The following is a 20,965-nucleotide window of genomic DNA, read 5'->3' on the forward strand; positions in this document are numbered from 1 at the left end:
TGGCCGGCGTACCAACGAGGAGATCGGTTCGTGACGATCCGCGTAGGCATCAACGGCTTCGGTCGTATCGGTCGCAACTACTTCCGCGCGCTGCTGGAGCAGGGTGCAGACATCGAGATCGTGGCTGTCAACGACCTGGGTGACACCGCGACCACCGCCCACCTGCTGAAGTACGACACCATCCTGGGCCGCCTCAAGCAGGAGGTCACGCACACCGCCGACACGATCACGGTCGACGGCAAGACCATCAAGGTCCTGGCCGAGCGCAACCCCGCCGACATCCCGTGGGGCGAGCTGGGCGTCGACATCGTCATCGAGTCGACGGGCATCTTCACCAAGAAGGCCGACGCCGAGAAGCACATCACCGGTGGCGCGAAGAAGGTCCTCATCTCGGCCCCGGCCAAGGACGAGGACGTCACCATCGTGATGGGCGTCAACCAGGACCAGTACGACCCGGCGAACCACCACGTCATCTCCAACGCCTCCTGCACCACCAACTGTGTGGCGCCGATGGCGAAGGTCCTCGACGAGAACTTCGGCATCGTCAAGGGCCTGATGACGACGGTGCACGCGTACACCAACGACCAGCGCATCCTGGACTTCCCGCACAAGGACCTGCGTCGCGCGCGTGCCGCCGCCGAGAACATCATTCCGACCACCACGGGTGCCGCCAAGGCCACCGCGCTGGTCCTGCCGCAGCTCAAGGGCAAGCTGGACGGCATGGCCATGCGCGTCCCGGTCCCGACCGGCTCGGTCACCGACCTGGTGCTGGAGCTCGGCCGCGAGGTCACCAAGGAAGAGGTCAACGCCGCCTTCCAGAAGGCGGCCGAGGGCGAGCTGAAGGGCATCCTCGAGTACACCGAGGACCCGATCGTCTCCTCCGACATCGTGAACGCCCCGGCGTCCTGCACCTTCGACTCCTCCCTGACCATGGTCCAGGAGGGCAAGAGCGTGAAGGTCATCGGCTGGTACGACAACGAGTGGGGCTACTCCAACCGCCTCGTGGACCTTACGGTCTTCGTCGGCAACCAGCTCTGATCAACCGAGCAGGCACGTCCATGTGAGAGCAGGGCTCGGGCGGCGCGAGGACGCGCCGTCCGAGCCCTGACTCACGTACAGATCAGAGCTGTTCGATCACGAGCACTTTCGAGCGCTTACGAGCTCTTTCAGGAGTCCCCTCATGAAGACGATCGACGAACTCCTCACCGAAGGGGTAGCGGGCAAGCGGGTCTTCGTCCGCGCCGACCTGAACGTGCCGCTGGACGGCACACGCATCACCGACGACGGCCGCATCCGCGCCGTGCTGCCCACGGTCAAGGCCCTCGCCGACGCCGGCGCCCGGGTCGTCGTCGCCTCCCACCTGGGCCGCCCCAAGGGCGCCCCGGACCCGGCCTTCTCCCTCGCTCCGGCCGCCGCGCGCCTCGGCGAACTCCTCGGGGCGGAGGTCGCCTTCGCGGCCGACACGGTCGGCGAGTCCGCCCGGACCACCGTCGCCGGCTTGGCCGACGGCCGGGTCGCGGTCGTCGAGAACCTGCGCTTCAACGCCGGTGAGACCAGCAAGGACGACGCCGAGCGCGGCGCCTTCGCCGACCGGCTCGCCGCCCTCGCGGACGTCTACGTCGGCGACGGCTTCGGCGCGGTGCACCGCAAGCACGCGTCCGTGTACGACCTCCCGGCCCGGCTGCCGCACTACGCCGGCCACCTCATCGCCACCGAGGTCGGCGTCCTGAAGAAGCTCACCGACGACGTCAAGCGGCCCTACGCCGTCGTCCTGGGCGGCGCCAAGGTGTCCGACAAGCTCGCGGTCATCGACCAGCTGCTCGGCAAGGCCGACCGCCTGCTCATCGGCGGCGGCATGGTCTTCACCTTCCTCAAGGCCAAGGGCCACGAGATCGGCTCCTCCCTGGTCCAGGAGGACCAGCTCCCGGTCGTCCGGGAGTACGTCGAGCGCGCCGAGAAGAACGGCGTCGAGCTGGTCCTGCCCGTGGACGTCGTGGTCGCGCCCGAGTTCCCGGATCTCAAGACCAAGGCGCCGGCCCAGCCCACCACGGTCGCCGCCGACGCCATGCCGGCCGGCCAGATGGGCCTGGACATCGGCCCCGAGTCCCGCAAGCTGTACGCCTCGAAGATCGCCGACGCCGCCACCGTCTTCTGGAACGGCCCCATGGGCGTCTTCGAGCACCCCGATTTCGCCGAGGGCACCAAGGCGGTCGCCCAGGCTCTCCTCGACTCCCAGGCCTTCACGGTGGTCGGTGGCGGCGACTCCGCCGCCGCCGTCCGCATCCTGGGCTTCGACGAGAACGCATTCGGCCACATCTCGACCGGTGGTGGCGCCTCCCTCGAATACCTCGAGGGCAAGACGCTCCCCGGCCTCGCCGCACTGGAGGACTGACCCCATATGAGCACGCGCACGCCGCTGATGGCGGGCAACTGGAAGATGAACCTCAACCACCTCGAGGCCATCGCCCACGTCCAGAAGCTCGCCTTCGCCCTGGCCGACAAGGACTACGAGGCCGTCGAGGTCGCCGTCCTGCCGCCCTTCACCGATCTGCGCTCCGTGCAGACCCTGGTCGACGGCGACAAGCTCAAGATCAAGTACGGCGCCCAGGACATCTCGGCGCACGACAGCGGTGCCTTCACCGGCGAGATCTCCGGCCCCATGCTGGCCAAGCTGAAGTGCACGTTCGTCGCCATCGGCCACAGCGAGCGCCGCCAGTACCACGCCGAGACCGACGAGCTGGTGAACGCCAAGGTCAAGGCCGCCTACAAGCACGGCCTGACCCCGATCCTGTGCGTCGGCGAGGAGCTGGAGGTCCGCGAGGCGGGCAACCACGTCTCCCACACCCTCGCCCAGGTCGAGGGCGGTCTGAAGGACCTCCCCGCCGAGCAGGCCGAGACCGTCGTGATCGCCTACGAGCCCGTTTGGGCCATCGGCACCGGCAAGGTCTGCGGCGCCGAGGACGCCCAGGAGGTCTGCGCGGCGATCCGCGGCAAGATCGCCGAGCTGTACTCGCAGGACCTGGCCGACAAGATCCGCATCCAGTACGGCGGCTCGGTCAAGGCGGGCAACGTCGCGGAGATCATGGCCCAGGCCGACATCGACGGTGCCCTGGTCGGCGGCGCCTCGCTCGACGCGGACGAGTTCGTCAAGATCGTGCGCTTCCGCGACCAGTGAGCCGAAGGGGCGCGGCCGGTATCGAGAGGACGAGCACGCTGAGGCCTGATGCGCTGAGCACGGTCGGCCTCTCGACACCGTCTCGGAGCGCCCCGTAGGCGACCCGGTAAACAGCGAGTATGCGGTAGCGGCGATCCGTCGTACCCTTGCGGGGTCCAGCGCTGTGCTGGGCCCCGCGTCGTCATCCGAATCCGAGGAAGTTGGTCCAGCCGTGGTTTTGGGGTTCTCGATCGCCCTGATCGTCTTCAGCCTGCTGCTGATGCTGCTGGTGCTGATGCACAAGGGGAAGGGCGGCGGCCTCTCCGACATGTTCGGCGGTGGCATGCAGTCCTCCGTCGGCGGCTCCTCGGTCGCCGAGCGGAACCTCGACCGGATCACCGTCGTGATCGGTCTGCTGTGGTTCGCGTGCATCATCGTGCTCGGCATCCTGATGAAGGTGAACAACTGACCGAGCCGCAATCCGCACGGAACCCGTACGTAAGGCCCCATGTTCGGTACGCGCAGCTGAGCGCGGCCTATCATGGGGCTTGCGTCTAGGTGTGAGGGTTGTAACTCCAATCACTGGACGCGCGTTGGGCCTTACGTAGACTGAGGCGCTCGCAGCGAAGCGGAACGCCGACTCGCTTCGCGGCACCATCACGCAGGGAGTTACGACCGTGGCAAGTGGCAACGCGATCCGGGGAAGCCGGGTCGGGGCGGGGCCGATGGGCGAGGCCGAGCGCGGCGAGTCCGCGCCGCGGCTGCGCATCTCCTTCTGGTGCTCCAACGGACACGAGACCCAGCCGAGCTTCGCCAGCGACGCGCAGGTGCCCGATACCTGGGACTGTCCCCGCTGCGGCTTTCCGGCAGGCCAGGACCGGGACAACCCCCCGGACCCGCCGCGCACCGAGCCCTACAAGACGCACCTGGCGTATGTGCGTGAGCGGCGCAGCGACGCTGACGGCGAGGCCATCCTCGCCGAGGCTCTCGCCAAACTGCGGGGCGAGATCTAGAAGTCGAAACCGGCCGGGCACCAGCAGGTGCCCGGCCGGAGCTGCTTCCCCGCCGTCACCGCCGGCCGGTCGTCAGCCAGTGGCAGAGCCACGACCACCGGAACCCGCTACGAGTATCAATGTCAGTGGTGCCCTCTACGGTTTGTGCATCGGACGAACCATGAGGGGGAGCGGTGGCGACGGTCGAGGTGGGGAGCAGTGCTCCGCCCGCGTGGCGCGGGGGCTTCGGGCGGCTGTGGAGTGCCGCCGTGCTGTCCAGCTTCGGCGACGCGCTGCGGACGGCCGCACTGCCCCTGCTGGCCGTCACCCTGACCGACGATCCGCTGCTCATCGCCTCCGTCACGGCCTGCGGCTATCTGCCCTGGATCGTCTTCGGCCTGCTCGGCGGGGCCGTCGCCGACCGGGTGGACCAGCGGCGGGCCATGTGGATGGCAGACGCGTTACGCGGGCTGCTGGTCGCCGCCTTCGCGGTCGCCGTCGCGCTCGGACACGCCTCGATCGGTCTACTCATCGTGCTGGCCGTCGCCCTCACCACCCTGCAGACCCTCTTCGACAACGCTGCCACGGCGCTGCTGCCCACCCTGGTCGACCGAGGCGCGCTCGGCAGCGCCAACGCCCGGCTGATGACCGGCCAGCGCATCGCCGGCGGTCTGCTCGGCGGGCCCGTCGTGCCCCTGTTGCTGGCATCCGGGGCGGCCGTGCCGTTCGCGGCCGACGCCGTGACCTACCTCCTGGCCGCCGCGTTGATCGCCTCCCTGCCGGCCGCCGAGTCCGGCCGGAAGCCCAGACCGGCGGGCAGCACACTGCGCCGGGAGATCGCGGAGGGCCTGCGCACCCTCTGGCACGACCGCGCCCTGCGCGCCCTGTGCGCCGCCACGGCCCTGTGCAACATCGGCATGGGCACCCTGATCGCCCTGCTGGTCGTCCTCGTCACCGACTGGCTCCGGGCGGGCCCCGCGGGCTATGCGGCGGCAGGCACCGCCTTCACGCTGGGCAGCCTGGCCGGGGGAGTGGTGAACGGCCGGCTGGTGGCGCGGCTCGGCCGGCTCCGGTCGGTGCTGCTCGCCGGCTCGGTGCAGACCGCGCTGCTCGTCGTGATGGGCACCGTACGCAGCCTGGCCGTGCTGGTGGGCGCGCTGGCCGTCTTCGGGCTCCTGGGCATGGTGTGGAACGTCAACACCACGACCCTCATGCAGGAGCGCAGCCCCGCCGGGCTCCTGGGCCGGGTCAGCTCGGCCTTCCGGACGCTGGCCTTCGCCGGAGTGCCCCTCGGCGCCCTGCTGGGCGGTGCCGTCGCCGCCGCCCGGGGGCCGCACACCCCACCCCTGCTCACGGCCGCCTTCTTCGCCCTCGCCGTCATCGCACTGATACCGGTGCGCCAGGTGAACGTATCTGTTGCCGAGCCGGAGGACGGCGCCACGACAGCCGATGTCACGCGCTGATCAACTAGGTTGGGACCGGCAGCGGGGCAGGGTACGCAGGCAGGACAGGAAAGAAGGCTGAACTCCGAGATGAACGCAGACGGCCGTACCAGGCTCAACCAGACACCCGAGTGGACGGCGCTGGCCAAGCACCGCGAGGAGCTGGGCGACATCCGGCTGCGCGAGCTGTTCGCCGCCGACTCCGGCCGCGGCACCGCGTACACCCTCCGGGTCGGAGATCTGTACGTCGACTACTCCAAGCACCTCGTCACCGACGACACCCTGCGGCTGCTGCGTGAACTGGCCGCCGCCACCGATGTCTTCGGGCTGCGGGACGCCATGTTCCGCGGCGAGAAGATCAACACCACCGAGGACCGGGCCGTGCTGCACACCGCGCTGCGCGCCCCGCGCGACGCCGTGATCGAGGTCGACGGCGAGAACGTCGTCCCCGGCGTGCACGCGGTGCTCGACAAGATGGCCGCCTTCGCGGACCGGGTGCGTTCGGGTGAGTGGACCGGACACACCGGCAAGCGGATCCGGAACGTCGTCAACGTCGGCATCGGCGGCTCCGACCTCGGCCCGGCGATGGCCTACGAGGTGCTGCGGGCCTTCACCGACCGGGCGCTGACGGTGCGTTTCGTGTCGAACGTGGACGGGGCCGACCTGCACGAGGCGGTACGGGACCTGGACCCGGCGGAGACGCTGTTCGTCATCGCCTCCAAGACCTTCACCACCATCGAGACGGTCACCAACGCGATGTCGGCGCGCTCCTGGCTGCTGGCCGCGCTGGGTGACGACGACGCCGTCGCCAGGCACTTCGTCGCACTGTCGACGAACGCGGAGAAGGTCGCCGAGTTCGGCATCGACGTCGACAACATGTTCGAGTTCTGGGACTGGGTCGGCGGCCGCTACTCCTACGACTCCGCGATCGGCCTGGCCTTGATGATCGCCATCGGCCCGGACTGCTTCCGGGAGATGCTCGACGGCTTCCGCATCGTCGACGACCACTTCCGGACCGCGCCCGCCGAGTCCAACGTGCCGCTGCTGCTGGGCCTGCTGGGCATCTGGTACGGCAACTTCCACGACGCCCAGTCGCACGCGGTGCTGCCCTACAGCCACTACCTGTCCAAGTTCACCGCCTACCTCCAGCAGCTCGACATGGAGTCCAACGGCAAGTCCGTGGACCGCGACGGGAACCCGGTGGACTGGCAGACCGGGCCGGTGGTGTGGGGCACGCCGGGCACCAACGGGCAGCACGCCTACTACCAGCTCATCCACCAGGGCACCAAGCTCATCCCGGCGGACTTCATCGGCTTCGCCCGGCCGGTCGCCGAGTTGAGCGAACAGCTGAAGGCGCAGCACGACCTGCTGATGGCCAACTTCTTCGCCCAGACGCAGGCGCTGGCCTTCGGCAAGACGCCCGAGGAGGTGCGGGCCGAGGGCGTGCCGCAGGAGCTGGTGCCGCACAAGACGTTCCAGGGCAACCACCCGACGACCACGATCCTCGCGCCCGAGCTGACCCCGTCGGTCCTCGGCCAGCTGGTCGCCCTCTACGAGCACAAGGTGTTCGTGCAGGGCGCGGTCTGGAACATCGACTCCTTCGACCAGTGGGGCGTCGAGCTCGGCAAGGTCCTCGCCAAGCGCGTCGAGCCCGCGCTGACGGAGGGTGCCGAGGTCGAGGGCCTGGACGCGTCGACCACGGCGCTGGTCGCCACCTACCGGGAGCTGCGCGGCCGGCAGTGACGAGAGCCGGACGGGAAGGCGGGCGGCAGCGCGCCGTCCGCTTCCCGTAGACTCCCGGACGATCATCACGGCGAGTGCTCGGGGGAGCGCGAAGTGGCACGCACACGCGGAAGTTGGACCGGTGGCGCCCTGACGGCCCGGTCCCTGCTCAAACCCCAGGACGTGGCGCGGGCGGTGTTCCACCCCGCGTGGATACCGCAGCCGCTCGATCCGTCGGTGGAGCGGCTCAAGAGGTTCCGCGTCATCGCCGGGGCGGTGGCGTCCCTCGGGGTCTTCACCTTCATCGAGGGCGGCTTCGACTTCAGGGAGCTGCTGGAGAACGCGATGACGGCCTCCGTCGTCCTGCTCTTCCTCACCCCGCTGACGGTCGGCGCGATGCTCTGGGTCTGGCGGCGCGGCGGCACCGTACGGCAACTGCGCGTGCCCCTGGTCAACTCCCTCCTCTTGCTCCTGCTGTTCGTCGGATGCGTTGCCGCCGTGCTGGTGCTGGTGCAGACCGTGAACGGGACGGCGAACCCCGCCGTGATCATCGGGGTCGGCCTGACGATGATGTGGATGCTCATCTTCACGGCCTACGGAGCGGTGCGGGTCTCCGGCAACTTCTTCGGCACGGCCGCAGTGCACCGCTGTCTGCCGCCGCTGCTCGCCGTGGTGACCAGCTGGCTGATGGCCGTCCCGGACCTCGTCACCGGTGATCTGCACGGGCTCAGCCTCACCCTGGGGATCATCTTCATCCTGGGGGCGCCGGTGACGGTCACCGCCATCGCGCTGCTGGAGATGGGGCGGCTGAAGCGACGGTACGGGATCCGGCTGAAGGCCCATCCGACGACGCAGGCACCGGCGCCCGGGCCGGTGCCTGCAATGCCCGCGGGCATGCCCCCGGCGGGAGCGCCGTACCTGCCGCCGCAGGCGAACCCGCACGGCCGTCCCCACATGCCGGGCGGGCAGCACCCGTACGCCCCGCACCCGCAGCCGCCGTACAACCCGCAGCGCCCGTACGCCCCGCACCCGCAGCCGCCGTACAACCCGCAGCGCCCTTACAACGGCTGAGCGGCGTCGAGGTCAGGCCACCGCGCTCAGCGTGTCCGCGAGGCGCCGGCGGGCGGCCCGGGCCGCGGGGACGGCTGCCAGCGCGGCGGCGCAGAGGACCGCTGCCGCCCCGAGGGGCACCACGAGGATCGCGGAGGGGCCCTGGGCGAGGCCCGCGCCGATGCCGCTGGAGCGGCCCTGGGCGTCGATCAGCCAGTGGGCGAGGGGCAGGCCCAGGGCGGTGGCGACGAGGACGGCCGCCAGGGCCGTGAGGCCGGTGGCCGTGACGGTGATCGCCGTGATCTGCCGGGGGGACAGGCCGATGGCCTTCAGGGCCAGCAGGTCCCGTTCGCTCTCGCGGACGGTCCCGCCGATCGCGGTCAGCAGCTCGATGAGCCCGATGAGGGCGAGCACGGCGATCAGCCCGGCCACGACCGCGCGCAGCGGGGACAGTCCGTCCGCCGGGTTGGCCACCGTATGCACGTCCAGGTGGCCGCCTCCGGCCGTGGTGAGCCGGTCGGCGACCTCCCGCGGGTCGGCGCCGGGGTGAAGGCGGAGTTCGTAGAGGGTCGGGCGGAGCCCCGGATCGTTCTCGCGGAGGGTGTCGAGGGACGTGGAGATGACCCGGCCGGCGTTCTCCGGCTCGATGCTGCGGCCCACGATGTGCAGGATCAGCGGCTGGTCGCCGACGGTCATCCGGACCCAGTCGCCGACCCGCGCGTCCAGCAGATCGAGCAGCCCCTGCCCGGCCACGGCCTCGTCGGCGCCGCGGGCGGGGCGGCCCTCGGCGAGGGTGTGCGGGTAGGGATCCCGGTGGGTGCCGAGGCCGCGCAGCGCGATGGTCGCCGTCTGGCTCGGACCCAGGGCGGCCGTCTCGACGCCCGGGTATGCGGCGGCCACCCCCGGGTCGCGTTCCAGCAGGGTGCGGATCTGCTGCTCGCTGCGCCCGGCGTCGGCGCGGACGCTGAGCGCGGCGGGCAGGCCGACCTGCTCGGGCTCGCTGTGGAAGCGGTCGATGGTGGTCCAGGCGCTCATCGCGACGACGATGAGCAGCAGCGGCAGCGTGAGACGGGCGACGGTGGCCAGGGAGCGGGGGCGGCGGGTGAACGCCGTGTGCCAGCCCAGCACCAGCGCGGGCGGAATCCGCAGGCCCAGGGCCCGGCGCGCCACGCCGGAAAGCCGTCCGCCCGAGGTCGTGGCGGGGCGAGGCACCGGTACCGGAGGCACGCGTCCGGCCCGCCAGGCGGCGAGGCCGGTGGTCGCGCCGATGAACAGCACCGCGCCGACCGGCACCACGATCAGCGCCACGGTGTGGCCGGGCAGCCCCTGCCACACACCGACCGCGTCCCCGAGCCGCCCGGGGATGCGGCTGCCCAGGGCCTCGGCGAGCCCGGCGGCGGCCAGGGCGCCGAGCAGGGCGTAGGCGAGGTGCTGGAGCAGGAAGACCCGGACGACCTGGCCGGGAGTGAAGCCGATGGCCTTCAGCACGGAGAGGTCGCGCAGGTGTCCGCGGATACGCGTGCCGATCGCCCCGTGCACCGCGAACCCGGCCGCGACCAGCGCTCCCAGCCCGAACAGCCCCAGCACCTGGCCGAGCAACCGGTTGTCGCCCTGAGCCTCGGCACGCGCCTGCTGCCAGGTCGAGACCTCGCCGATCGCCCCGGAGCCCAGCACCGTCACGGCGCGCTGGACGATGTAGGACGTGTCACCCGGGTCCGTCAGCCGTAGCCCGATCACCTGGCCGCCGGGGTCCGGAACGGCTGACGGCAGTGCCCAGACCAGGCCTGGCTGCTCACCGGGCCGGTAGCGCGGCTCGGCGCTGTCCGCGACGCCCACGACGGTCAGCTCGCGGGCGGTGCCGGGCACGGTGAGGGTGTCGCCGGGCTCGGCCAGCAGGGCCCGCGCGAGACGGCTCTCCAGCACCACGCCGTTCGGGGCCGAGGGGTCCAGCCAGTGGCCGGAGACGATCGGCGGGTGGCCGACCGAGGGCCGCTCCGGTGTCCCGCGCAGTTCGACGGATGCGCGGCTGCCGCGCGCGGAGACGGTGACGGAGGCGGTGGGGTAGGGGCCGGCGACGGTGTCCACGCCGTCCAGACCGGCCAGCTTGCCGGTGTCGGCCGCCTTGTCGGTGTGCAGCCACACATGAGCGCCGTGCGACTGCGTGAAGACGCGCTGCCAGGGGTTGGTCGCGTAGCCGAACAGGGCCGTGGCCAGCAGCAGGGAGGCGACGATGCCCGCCGTGGCGAGGACGAGGAACAGCGCCTCGCCGCGGTGCGTGCGCAGATCGGAGTGGGCCCAGCGCAGGGTGGCTCGCACGGGCCTCAGCCCCTCGGCCCGCGGGCCGCGCGGTCGTGGACGCGCAGGGCCGCACAGTCGTCGTGGACGTCGCGCATGTCAGTCCCTGAGCTCCAGCACTCCGGAAATCCCGGCGCGGCGCGGCGGTGTGGCGCCGCCGTCGAGTTCCGCGTCGTCGGCGATCCGGCCGTCGAAGAAGCTGATCACCCGGTCCGCGGCGCTCGCCAGCCGGGCGTCATGGGTGACCAGCACGATCGTCTGGCCGCGCTGGTGGAAGCGGGACAGCAGCCGCATCACCTCGCGGGTGCCCTTGCTGTCGAGGCTGCCCGCCGGCTCGTCGGCCAGCAGCAGCGGCGGATGGTTGACCAGGGCCCGGGCCAGGGCGACGCGCTGCTGCTCACCACCGGACAGCTCGCCCGGCATGCTGCGCTCCTTGCCCGTCAGGCCCAGCTCGGCCAGGAGCGCCTCACGCTCGGCGCGCGCCTGCTTCGGCGAGGTGCCCGCGAGCAGGGCGGGCAGTTCCACGTTGTCGGCGACGGACAGGTTCGAGACGAGATTGAAGAACTGGAAGACGATCCCGATCCGCTTGCGGCGCTCCACCGCCCAGCGGGCCTCGCCATAGGTGTCGGTGGACTCGCCGTCGAGCCAGATGCTGCCCGCGTCCGGCCGCTGGAGCCCGCCGAGCAGATGCAGCAGCGTCGACTTGCCGGCGCCGGACGGGCCGGTGATCGCCACGAACTCGCCCTGCCGTACGCACAGGTCGACCCCGCGCACGGCATGCGCCGGGGCGCCCTCGCCGTGGTGGGTCTTGACCAGGCCCTCGGCGCGCAGCACAGGAGCCGGACGGTCGTCGCTCACTCCAGCTCCTCCAGCTCTTCCTGGCACCGTTCCAGCCAGTCGAGATCGGCCTGCAGGTGCAGCATCGCGCCCTCGATCAGCAGCTGGGCGATGCGGTTGTCGCGGTCTTCTGCGGCGGCCAGCTTCGACAGCTGCCGCATGGTGTTCAGGTACTGGCGCCGCTGCTGGTTGATCAGGGTGATCTGCTCGGCGAGACCGGTCTGCGGAGCGAGCGCCAGCTTCATGAAGAACTCGTCCCGCACCCGCGGCTCGTCCTCGGGCTCCTCGAACCAGGCGCGCAGCGCCTCCCGCCCGGCGTCGGTGAGGTGGTAGACCTTTTTGTTGGGTCGGCTGGACTGCGCCACGTCCTCGCCCTCGATCAGTCCCGACTTCTCGAGGCGGCCGAGGGTCACATAGATCTGGCCGACATTCGGCTGAGGGTACGCGGAGCCCAGCAGTTGCTCAAGGTCCTGCTTGAGCTCGTAGCCGTGGGCGGGCCCGCGGGCGAGGAGGGCCAGGAGGGGCAGGCGCACGCGTGCAGTCCTCCTGTCCGGTCCAATGTGCTCCAGGCCCTAGTATCGCCCATACCTAACAGGTATACATGGCCTCTGATTCCGGGCAAGGGTGCCCAGCGCCGGTGTACAGGGAGGAACCTATGCGGTGGATCCATGCCGCGGGTAGGGGCCTTCTCGTTCTGGTCGTGGTCCTGACAGGCTACGTTGCCGCCGGAGCGCAGGCGGGCGAGCCCCCTGAGAGCGGTCGCGGCCCCCTCACCCTGGCCACCGCCGGAGACCTCACCGGCTACCTCGGCCCCCTGCTGGAGGGCTGGAACCGCACCCACCCCGGCGAGAAGGTCACCCTCGTCGAGCTGCCGGACTCGGCCGACGAGACCCAGGCCCAGATGGTCACCGACCTGCGCGACGGCGACCGCAGCCGGTTCGACGTGCTCAACATCGATGTCAACTGGACCCCGGAGTTCGCCGCGGCGGGCTGGATCAGGCCCCTGCCCCGGGACCGCTTCCCGCTGAGGGCCTTCCTCCAGCCGGTCGTGGACACGGCGACCTACGACGGGCAGCTCTACGCCGTCCCGTACGTCACCAACGCCGGCCTGCTCCTGTACCGCAAGGACGTCCTTGCGAAGGAGGGCGTCGAGCCACCGCGCACCTGGGCGGAGCTGGAGCGGTACGCGAAGACCATCGCCCCGAAGCACGGCCTCGACGGCTACGCCGGACAGTTCCTGCCGTACGAGGGCCTCACCGTCAACGCGGCCGAGGCCGTCTACTCGGCGGGCGGGTCGATCCTCGGGGACGAGGGCGAGCGCGTCACCGTCGACTCGGCGGCGGCCCGCGAGGGCATCGGGTTCCTGGCGCGTGGGGTGCGCGAGGGGTGGATCCCCCGGGAAGCGCTGACGTACAAGGAAGAGGAGTCCAAACAGGCCTTCCAGGACGGCCGGCTGCTCTTCCTGCGGAACTGGCCCTACGCCTACGTCGGTGCCTCCGCCCCCGGTTCGAAGGTCGCCGGGAAGATCGGCGCCGTCCCCCTGCCCGGACCCGACGGGCCGGGAACCAGCGTTCTGGGCGGCTCCAACCTGGCCGTCAGCGCCCACGCGCGGCACCCCGACTCGGCGGCCCGCCTGATCGCGTACCTCACCAGTGAGCGCGTCCAGCGCCAGGTCCTCACCCGTGGCGCGCTGCCGCCCGTGCGGGCCGATCTCTACCAGGACCCGGCTCTCATCCGCAGGTTCCCGTACCTGCCGACTCTGCGGACGAGTGTGCTCGCGGCCGAGCCGCGCCCCAAGAGCCCGCGCTACGACCAGGTCAGTCTCGTCGTGCAGGCGGTCGTGCACGACGCGATGGCCGGGCACCGGACGCCCGCGGCAGCGGTGCGGCGGCTGGCGCGAGAGCTCGCGGTCATCTCGCACCGCTAGCTTCACTCGGGCACCCCTCTAGTTACTTGTTAGGTAACGCGGGGATCTCATCTTGCCTCATGGCGCCCGATAAGTCCTGGTTCCGCGCCTCAACCAGTCAGTTGCTTCTGTCTTTTCATTGACACCCTCTCGACACGGCTACTTAACATGCATGCATAACCGCTGCCCTTCTCAGAGACAGGTCGATGGGTTGAACAGGCACCACTGGTGGCGTGACGCAGTGATCTATCAGGTCTACGTCCGCAGCTTCCTCGACAGCACCGGCGACGGCATCGGCGACCTCGCCGGCGTCCGGGCCGGACTGCCGTACCTCAAGAAGCTCGGCGTCGACGGGATCTGGCTGAGCCCCTTCTATCCCTCGCCGCAGCACGACCACGGCTACGACGTGGCCGACTACTGCGACGTCGACCCGCTCTTCGGCGACCTCGGCGAGTTCGACGAGCTGGGGGGGGCCGCACGGCGGCTCGGCGTCAAGGTGCTGCTCGACATCGTCCCGAACCACTGCTCCAGCGAGCACCCCTGGTTCCGCGAGGCGCTCGCCGCCGCTCCCGGCAGCCTGGCCCGGGCCCGCTTCCACTTCGCCGACGGCCGCGGTCCGGACGGCGCCGAGCCGCCCAACAACTGGCACTCCATGTTCGGCGGCCCCGCCTGGAGCCGGGTGACCGAGCCGGACGGGACGCCCGGCCAGTGGTACCTGCACATGTTCGCGCCCGAGCAGCCCGACTGGAACTGGCGCAACCCCGAGATCGGCGCCGAGTTCGACAGGGTCCTGCGCTTCTGGCTGGACCGGGGCATCGACGGCTTCCGCATCGACGTCGCCGCCGGCCTCTACAAGCACCCGGAGCTGCCCGACTCGGACGACCCCGAGGCCGACGCCCGCACCCGCGACTCGGTCAACCCGCTCGCCTGGAACCAGCCCGAGGTGCACGACGTGTGGCGGCGCTGGCGCTCCATATGCGAGGAGTACACCGAGCGCGACGGCTGCGAACGCCTCCTCGTCGGCGAGGTGTCCGTCCCCACCGCCCGCGAGCACGCGCAGTACGTCCGCCCCGACGAGCTGCACCAGGCCTTCTTCTTCGACCTGCTCAGCGCCTCCTGGGACGCCGACGCCTTCCGGAAGGTCATCTCGGAGGCCATGGACGACATCGCCGGCACCGGCTCGACCGTCACCTGGGTCCTCAACAACCACGACCAGGTCCGCACGGTCACCCGCTACGGCGAACCCGCCACCGAGGGCAGCGGCCTCGGCGCCGCCCGCGCCCGTGCCGCCGCGCTGCTGATGCTGGCCCTGCCCGGAGCCGCGTACATCTACCAGGGCGAGGAGCTCGGCCTGCCCGAGGTCGTGGACCTGCCCGACGACGTGCTCACCGACCCGATCTTCCGCCGCACCGGGAGCAGGGCCCGCATCCGCGACGGCTGCCGGGTCCCCCTGCCCTGGTCGGGCCAGGCCTCGCCGTTCGGCTTCACTCCGGGGGTGGAGAGCGCCAAGCCGTGGCTCCCGCAGCCGGAGTACTTCGCCGAGTACGCCACCGACCGGGCCCTCGCCGACACCCGCTCCTTCTGGCACCTGTACCGCGACGGCCTCCAACTGCGCGCCGCGCTGCCGCAGTTGGGCGAGGGCACGCTGCGCTGGCTGGACGCCCCGCCCGGCGTCCTGGCCTTCGAACGCGGCGACGACCTGGTCTGCGCCGTCAACTTCGGTACCGCCCCCACCCCCGCGCCGGTCTCCGGCTCCCCCCTGCTCGCCAGCGGCCACTGCCCGTCCGGAGTGCTCTCCGGCTCGACGGCCGCCTGGTGGATCCGTTCCTGAACTCCCCGCAAGTCAACTCCCCGAAGGGACATCAACGATGATGCGACGACGCACCACCCTGCTCACCGGCTGCACCACCCTCGTCCTGGCGCTCGGCGCGACCGCCTGCGGCGGCGGCCCCGTCGCGGCCGGCGGCGGCGACAAGGCGCTCGACGGCCAGACCATCACCGTGGCCGGTGTCTGGTCCGGCACCGAGCAGAAGAACTTCCAGAAGGTGCTGGACGCCTTCACCGAGAAGACCGGCGCCAAGACGCAGTTCACGTCCACCGGCGACAACGTCTCCACCGTCGTCGGCAGCAAGATCGAGGGCGGCAACGCCCCCGACGTCGTGATGGTCCCGCAGGTCGGCGTGCTCAAGCAGTTCGCGCAGAAGGGCTGGCTCAAGCCGCTGTCGAAGAAGACCGAGCAGTCCGTCGACGCGGGCTACGCCCCCGTGTGGAAGGAGTACGGCAGCGTCGACGGCACCCTCTACGGCCTGTACTTCAAGGCCGCCCACAAGTCGACCGTCTGGTACAGCCCCGACGCCCTCGCCCAGGCCGGCGTGCAGCCCCCGAAGACCTACGACGAGATGCTGAAGGCCGGGCAGACCGTGTCCGACTCCGGCCTCGCCGCGTTCTCCGTCGCCGGACAGGACGGCTGGACGCTCACCGACTGGTTCGAGAACGTCTACCTCTCCCAGGCCGGACCCGAGAAGTACGACGCCCTCGCCGCACACAAGCTGAAGTGGACCGACGCGTCCGTCGTCGACGCCCTCACCACCCTCGGCAAGCTCTTCAAGGACAAGCAGCTCATCGCCGGCGGCCAGAAGGGCGCCCTGAACACCGACTTCCCCGGTTCGGTCGAGAAGGTCTTCGGGCCGGAACCCGAGGCCGGCATGGTCTACGAGGGCGACTTCGTGGCCGGTGTCGCCAAGGACCAGTTCGGCAAGAAGGTCGGCGAGGACGCGAACTTCTTCCCGTTCCCGGCCGTCGGCGGCGGCGAGGCACCGGTCGTCAGCGGCGGAGACGCCGCCGTCGTCCTCAAGGACGGCAAGAACCAGAAGGCCGCCCAGGCCCTCCTGGAGTACCTCGCGACCCCCGAGGCCTCCGCCGTCTGGGCCGAGGCGGGCGGTTTCCTCTCCCCGAACAAGAAGCTCGACCTCGCGTCCTACGGCGACGACGTCACCCGCGCCACCGCCAAGTCCCTCGTCGACGCCGGGGATTCGGTCCGCTTCGACATGTCCGACCAGGCCCCGGCCGCGTTCGGCGGCACGAAGGGCGCCGGCGAGTGGAAGCTGCTCCAGGACTTCCTGCGCGACCCGTCGGACCCGAAGGGCACCGCGGCGAAGCTGGAGGCGGCGGCGGCCAAGGCCTACCAGGACTGATACGCCATGACAGCGACCCTCGTCCAAGAGACGAGCTCCCCACCGCCCGGCCCGGTCGCCGACCGCACCCGGCGACTGCGCCGGCGCGGGAAGATCATCGCCCTGCTGTTCGTGCTGCCCGCGCTGCTGCTGCTCGGCGCGCTCGTCGTCTACCCCGTGCTGTTCAGCATCGGCCGCAGCTTCTTCGACGCCTCCGGGACGAGTTTCGTCGGCGGCGGCAACTACGCCGAGATGTTCCGCGACCCGGCGACCCTCAAGGCCGTCCGCAACACGGCCATCTGGGTCGTCATCGCCCCGGCCCTGCTCACCGGACTCGGGCTGATCCTCGCCGTGCTGGTGGAGAAGGTCCGCTGGGCGACGGCCTTCAAGCTGCTGCTCTTCATGCCGATGGCGGTCTCCTTCCTCGCCGCCGGCATCATCTTCCGGCTCGCCTACGACGAGGACCCCGACAAGGGCGTGCTCAACGCCGCGGTGGTCTCCGTCCACGACGCCTTCGAGGAGCAGTCCTCGTACCCGACGGCCCGTGGGCGTGACGGGCAGGGCCTGACGAAGGACAAGGACGGCTCGTACCGCACGAGTGCCGGCGTGTCCCCCGGGGACGCGGTGGCGCTGGGCCTGGTCGGCGTGCAGCCCGGCGACCTGCCGGGCGGGGCCGAGCCGGCGTACACGGCGGCGGGGCAGAAGGCCGCCGCCGACGAACTGCGCGGGGTCGTCTACCTGGACTTCACGCCCGGCGGGGGAGGGGAGCAGGGCAAGGTCGACCGGCGGGAGAGCGGACTGCCCGACATGAAGGTCGAGGCGGTCCGCGACGGCGAGCAGGTCGCCTCGACCACCACCGCCGCCGACGGCTCCTTCCGCTTCGAAGGGCTCGAACCCGGCTCCTACGAGGTGAAACTGCCGTCCTCCAACTTCGCCCCGCCCTACGAGGGTGTCTCCTGGCTCGGTCCGGCGCTGGTCACCCCGGCGATCATCGGCGCCTACCTGTGGATCTGGACCGGCTTCGCCATGGTGCTGATCGGCGCGGGACTGTCGACGCTGCCCAGGGACGCCCTGGAGGCGGCGCGGATGGACGGCGCCAACGAGTGGCAGATCTTCCGCCGGATCACGGTGCCCCTGCTGGCACCCGTCCTGTCGGTCGTCTTCATCACCCTCGTCATCAACGTGATGAAGGTCTTCGACCTCGTCTACATCATCGCGCCCGGGCCCGTGCAGGAGGACGCGACCGTACTCGCGACGCAGATGTGGCTGGTGTCGTTCGGCGGCGGCAACAACCAGGGGCTCGGCAGTGCGCTCGGCGTGCTGCTCCTGCTGCTGGTCGTCCCGGCCATGGTGTTCAACGTCCGCCGTTTCCGAAGGAGTCAACGTTGACTTCCTCCCCCGCCGGAAGGCGGGGGACTCCAGCGGTCGCCCGCTGGGATTCCTGCTTCACCGACGACCGCCCCGTCCGGGAGGACTCCCGTTGAGGTCTTACACCGTCTCCACAGGCAGACGCCGCCAGCCCGGCGGCCAGGGTGTTGCGTGCCGCGTTCACGTCGCGGTCATGCACGGTTCCGCACCCGCACGTCCACTCGCGGACGTTCAGCGGCAGTTTCCCGCGGATCGTTCCGCAGGTTCCACACAGCTTCGAGCTGGGGAACCAGCGGTCGATCACGACGAGTTCACGCCCGTACCAGGCGCACTTGTACTCCAGCATCCTGCGCAGGTCCGTCCAGGCCGCGTCCGAGATGGCGCGCGCGAGCGTGCCATTCCTCATCAGGTTGCGGACGGCCAGGTCCTCGATCACGACCGTTTGGTTCTCACGGACGAGCCGAGTCGACAGCTTGTGCAGGAAGTCCCGGCGCCGGTCGGCGATCCGCGCGTGGAGCTTGGCGACGCGACGCCGGGCCTTTCCCCGGTTCGCCGAGCCCTTCGCCTTGCGCGACAGGTCCCGCTGGGCTTTCGCCAGACGAGCTCGGTCACGCCGCTCGTGCTTCGGGTTGGCGATCTTCTCGCCGGTGGACAGGGTCACGAGCGACGTGATCCCGGCGTCGATGCCAACCACCGCGTTCGCGGCGGGTGCCGGGGCGATGGTGTCCTCGACGAGCATCGAGACGAACCAGCGTCCGGCCGCGTCGCAGGATACGGTGACGGTCGTCGGCTCCGATCCCTGCGGGAGGGGCCGAGACCAGCGGACACTCAAGGGCTCCGCCATCTTGGCCAGCGTGAGCTGTCCGTCGCGCCACTTGAAGGCGCTGCGGGTGTACTCGGCCGACGCACGCGACTTCTTCCGGCTCTTGTACCTGGGGTACTTGGCCCGCTTGGCAAAGAAGTTCCCGAACGCCGCCTGAAGGTGCCTCAGTGCCTGTTGGAGCGGGACGGAGGACACTTCCGAGAGGAAGGCGAGTTCCTGGGTCTTCTTCCACTCCGTCAGCGCGGCGGACGACTGCACGTAGGAGATCCGGCGCTGCTCGCCGTACCAGGCCCGCGTGCGCTCCTCCAGCGCCTTGTTGTACACGAGGCGGACACAGCCGAACGTGCGGGACAGCTCAGCTGCCTGCTCGGTCGTGGGGTAAAAGCGGTACTTGAACGCCCGCTTGACCTGCTGTGTCATGCCTCACACTCTATCAACTTCCGTGTGAGCAAAGGATGTCGACCGGTGACCGGTGAGCGGCCTGAAGGCCGTGGAATCCACGAAGGAGAGACCGGATGAACGCGGTTCGGCGCGGGTTGGGCAACGGCGTCGTCCAGGCCTTCCTCGTGGTGGTCGGCCTGGTGTGGATGACGCCCCTGGCCGGTCTGTTCCTGTCCTCGCTGCGATCCGCCGAGGACACGGCGAAGGGCGGCTGGTGGACGGTGTTCACCAGCCCCGGGCAGCTGTCCTTCGACAACTACTCGTCGCTGCTCGGGAACGCCGGGATCACCCAGGCGTTCTGGAACACGGTGCTGATATCGGTGCCGACGACGGTGCTGGTCGTGGTGCTCGCGGCGCTCGCGGGCTATGCCTTCGCGTGGCTGGACTTCCCCGGGCGGGAGGCGGTCTTCCTGGTCGTGGTCGCGCTGCTGGTGGTGCCGGTGCAGATCGGTCTGCTGCCGGTCGCCAAACTCTTCGGACAGCTGGGCCTGTTCGGCACCATCCCCGGCGTCGTGCTCTTCCACGTGGCGTACGGCCTTCCCTTCGCGGTGTTCCTGCTGCGGAACTACTTCGCGGAAATGCCGAAGGAGATGCTGGAGGCGGCCCGCATGGACGGGGGCAGCGAGTGGCGCATCTTCACGCGGCTCGTCCTGCCCGTGGGGCGGCCCGCGATCGCCTCCCTGGCCATCTTCCAGTTCCTGTGGGTGTGGAACGACATGCTGGTGGCGCTGCTGTTCGCGGACAGCTCCTCACAGCCGTTGACCGTGCAACTCCAGTCGCAGATAAGGCAGTTCGGAAGCAACATCGACGTCCTCGCGCCCGGGGCGTTCGTGTCCCTGGTCGTCCCCGTCGTCGTGTTCTTCGCGTTCCAGAGGCACTTCGTGCAGGGCGTGATGGCGGGATCGGTGAAGTAGCGCATGCAAGTCGGGCCCCCACTTCGCTACGAAGTGGGGGCCCGAAGACGTTCAGGGAGACGCCGGCGGGTACAAGGAACGGGGCAGCTGCGAAGCCGCCGGCCCGTCCAGCAGCCACAGCGTCCTGCTGCGGCCGTACGCCCCCGCCGCCGGGGCCTGGATCTCGCCCGCCCCCGAGAGGGCGATCGCCGCGGCCTGCGCCTTGTCCTCCCCGGCCGCCAGCAGCCACACCTCACGCGCCGCTCGGATCGCAGGCAACGTCAGCGTCACCCGGGTCGGCGGCGGCTTCGGCGCACCGTGGACGCCGACCACCGTGCGGTCGGTCTCCCTGACCGCCGGCAACTCGGGGAACAGTGACGCGACATGCGTGTCCGGCCCGACGCCCAGCATCAGCACGTCGAACGTGGGCACGGGGCCGTGGTTCTCCGGGCCGGCCGCCCGCGCCAGTACCTCCGCGTACGCGGCAGCCGCCGCGTCCACGTCGGTGCCGTGCGGCCCGTCCGACGCGGGCATCGCGTGCACGCGCTTCGGATCGACCGGCACCGAGTCGAGGAGAGCCTCCCTCGCCTGAGTGACGTTGCGCTCCGGGTCGCCCTCGGGCAGGAACCGCTCGTCGCCCCACCAGAGGTCGATCCGGCTCCAGTCGATCGCGTCCCTGGCCGGCGCCGCGGCGAGGGCGGCCAGCAGGCCGTTGCCGTTGCGGCCGCCCGTCAGGACCACGGACGCCGAGCCCCGGGAGGCCTGCGCGTCCACGATCTTGGTGATCAGCCGGGCCGCCGCGGCCTGCGCCATCAGCTCCTTGTCGCGGTGCACGACCAGCTGTGGTGCCGTACTCACTTCGTCGTCGC

At 70.6% G+C, this 20,965-nt stretch carries 18 protein-coding genes; 13 read left to right on the forward strand and 5 right to left on the reverse strand.

The features are described 5' to 3' along the window. Window positions 1-30 precede the first annotated feature (30 nt). The 8 genes from gap (at window position 31) to C1J00_RS03045 (ending at window position 8,381) form a co-directional block, all read left to right on the forward strand. Window positions 31-1,038 (forward strand): type I glyceraldehyde-3-phosphate dehydrogenase, encoded by a 1,008-nt coding sequence (gap, locus tag C1J00_RS03010; RefSeq protein WP_102907466.1) that lies wholly within the window; start codon window positions 31-33, stop codon window positions 1,036-1,038. A 142-nt stretch (window positions 1,039-1,180) separates the two neighbouring features. Continuing rightward, window positions 1,181-2,392: a phosphoglycerate kinase gene (locus C1J00_RS03015; RefSeq protein WP_102907467.1), complete on the forward strand. Its 1,212-nt coding sequence runs from the start codon at window positions 1,181-1,183 to the stop codon at window positions 2,390-2,392. Window positions 2,393-2,398: 6 nt separating this feature from the next. Then, the gene (gene tpiA, locus C1J00_RS03020; protein WP_102907468.1) at window positions 2,399-3,175 is read left to right on the forward strand and encodes a triose-phosphate isomerase; all 777 of its coding nucleotides are present in this window, start codon (window positions 2,399-2,401) and stop codon (window positions 3,173-3,175) included. A gap of 211 nt (window positions 3,176-3,386) precedes the next feature. Next, the gene (secG, locus tag C1J00_RS03025; protein ID WP_219728313.1) at window positions 3,387-3,623 is read left to right on the forward strand and encodes a preprotein translocase subunit SecG; all 237 of its coding nucleotides are present in this window, start codon (window positions 3,387-3,389) and stop codon (window positions 3,621-3,623) included. A gap of 208 nt (window positions 3,624-3,831) precedes the next feature. Continuing rightward, window positions 3,832-4,167 (forward strand): RNA polymerase-binding protein RbpA, encoded by a 336-nt coding sequence (locus C1J00_RS03030; RefSeq protein ID WP_003957010.1) that lies wholly within the window; start codon window positions 3,832-3,834, stop codon window positions 4,165-4,167. A 173-nt stretch (window positions 4,168-4,340) separates the two neighbouring features. Then, window positions 4,341-5,609: an MFS transporter gene (locus tag C1J00_RS03035; protein ID WP_102907470.1), complete on the forward strand. Its 1,269-nt coding sequence runs from the start codon at window positions 4,341-4,343 to the stop codon at window positions 5,607-5,609. A 69-nt stretch (window positions 5,610-5,678) separates the two neighbouring features. After that, entirely contained in the window at window positions 5,679-7,331 is a 1,653-nt protein-coding gene (pgi, locus tag C1J00_RS03040) for a glucose-6-phosphate isomerase (protein ID WP_102907471.1), read from the forward strand. 93 nt (window positions 7,332-7,424) lie between these two features. Beyond that, window positions 7,425-8,381 (forward strand): DUF3824 domain-containing protein, encoded by a 957-nt coding sequence (locus tag C1J00_RS03045; protein WP_102907472.1) that lies wholly within the window; start codon window positions 7,425-7,427, stop codon window positions 8,379-8,381. A gap of 12 nt (window positions 8,382-8,393) precedes the next feature. Here C1J00_RS03045 and C1J00_RS03050 read toward each other — a convergent pair whose 3' ends face one another. The 3 genes from C1J00_RS03050 to C1J00_RS03060 all read right to left on the reverse strand — a co-directional run bounded on the left by C1J00_RS03050 (window position 8,394) and on the right by C1J00_RS03060 (window position 12,025). After that, window positions 8,394-10,676, reverse strand: a complete 2,283-nt coding sequence (locus tag C1J00_RS03050; RefSeq protein ID WP_102907473.1) for an ABC transporter permease — start codon at window positions 10,674-10,676, stop codon at window positions 8,394-8,396. A 78-nt stretch (window positions 10,677-10,754) separates the two neighbouring features. After that, window positions 10,755-11,513 carry an ABC transporter ATP-binding protein gene (locus tag C1J00_RS03055; protein ID WP_245936161.1) on the reverse strand — a complete coding sequence of 253 codons (759 nt, stop codon included), beginning with the start codon at window positions 11,511-11,513 and terminating at the stop codon, window positions 10,755-10,757. Continuing rightward, window positions 11,510-12,025, reverse strand: coding sequence for a PadR family transcriptional regulator (locus tag C1J00_RS03060; protein ID WP_102907475.1), 516 nt, complete (start codon window positions 12,023-12,025; stop codon window positions 11,510-11,512). The genes C1J00_RS03055 and C1J00_RS03060 overlap by 4 nt, the downstream gene beginning before the upstream one ends. 122 nt (window positions 12,026-12,147) lie before the next feature. Between C1J00_RS03060 and C1J00_RS03065 the strand changes: the two genes are divergently transcribed. The 4 genes from C1J00_RS03065 to C1J00_RS03080 all read left to right on the forward strand — a co-directional run bounded on the left by C1J00_RS03065 (window position 12,148) and on the right by C1J00_RS03080 (window position 17,960). Continuing rightward, window positions 12,148-13,419: an ABC transporter substrate-binding protein gene (locus C1J00_RS03065; RefSeq protein ID WP_102907476.1), complete on the forward strand. Its 1,272-nt coding sequence runs from the start codon at window positions 12,148-12,150 to the stop codon at window positions 13,417-13,419. A 151-nt stretch (window positions 13,420-13,570) separates the two neighbouring features. Continuing rightward, window positions 13,571-15,229, forward strand: a complete 1,659-nt coding sequence (locus C1J00_RS03070) for a glycoside hydrolase family 13 protein (RefSeq protein ID WP_102907477.1) — start codon at window positions 13,571-13,573, stop codon at window positions 15,227-15,229. 37 nt (window positions 15,230-15,266) lie between these two features. Continuing rightward, window positions 15,267-16,592, forward strand: a complete 1,326-nt coding sequence (locus C1J00_RS03075; RefSeq protein ID WP_102907478.1) for an ABC transporter substrate-binding protein — start codon at window positions 15,267-15,269, stop codon at window positions 16,590-16,592. A gap of 6 nt (window positions 16,593-16,598) precedes the next feature. After that, a complete protein-coding gene (locus tag C1J00_RS03080; protein ID WP_102907479.1) occupies window positions 16,599-17,960 on the forward strand; it encodes an ABC transporter permease in 1,362 nt (453 codons plus the stop codon). Here the strand turns inward: C1J00_RS03080 and C1J00_RS03085 are convergent. Next, window positions 17,926-19,182, reverse strand: a complete 1,257-nt coding sequence (locus C1J00_RS03085; RefSeq protein ID WP_102907480.1) for an RNA-guided endonuclease InsQ/TnpB family protein — start codon at window positions 19,180-19,182, stop codon at window positions 17,926-17,928. The two genes, C1J00_RS03080 and C1J00_RS03085, sit on opposite strands and share 35 nt — an antisense overlap. A gap of 95 nt (window positions 19,183-19,277) precedes the next feature. Here C1J00_RS03085 and C1J00_RS03090 point away from each other — a divergent pair, with 95 nt between their 5' ends. After that, entirely contained in the window at window positions 19,278-20,117 is an 840-nt protein-coding gene (locus C1J00_RS03090) for a carbohydrate ABC transporter permease (RefSeq protein WP_102907481.1), read from the forward strand. A gap of 51 nt (window positions 20,118-20,168) precedes the next feature. Here C1J00_RS03090 and pgl read toward each other — a convergent pair whose 3' ends face one another. Further along, window positions 20,169-20,954, reverse strand: coding sequence for a 6-phosphogluconolactonase (gene pgl / locus C1J00_RS03095; protein WP_102907482.1), 786 nt, complete (start codon window positions 20,952-20,954; stop codon window positions 20,169-20,171). Between the last annotated feature and the right edge of the window lie 11 nt (window positions 20,955-20,965).

This window comes from Streptomyces cahuitamycinicus (genome assembly GCF_002891435.1).
In the GTDB taxonomy this organism is placed as follows: Bacteria; Actinomycetota; Actinomycetes; order Streptomycetales; family Streptomycetaceae; genus Streptomyces; species Streptomyces cahuitamycinicus.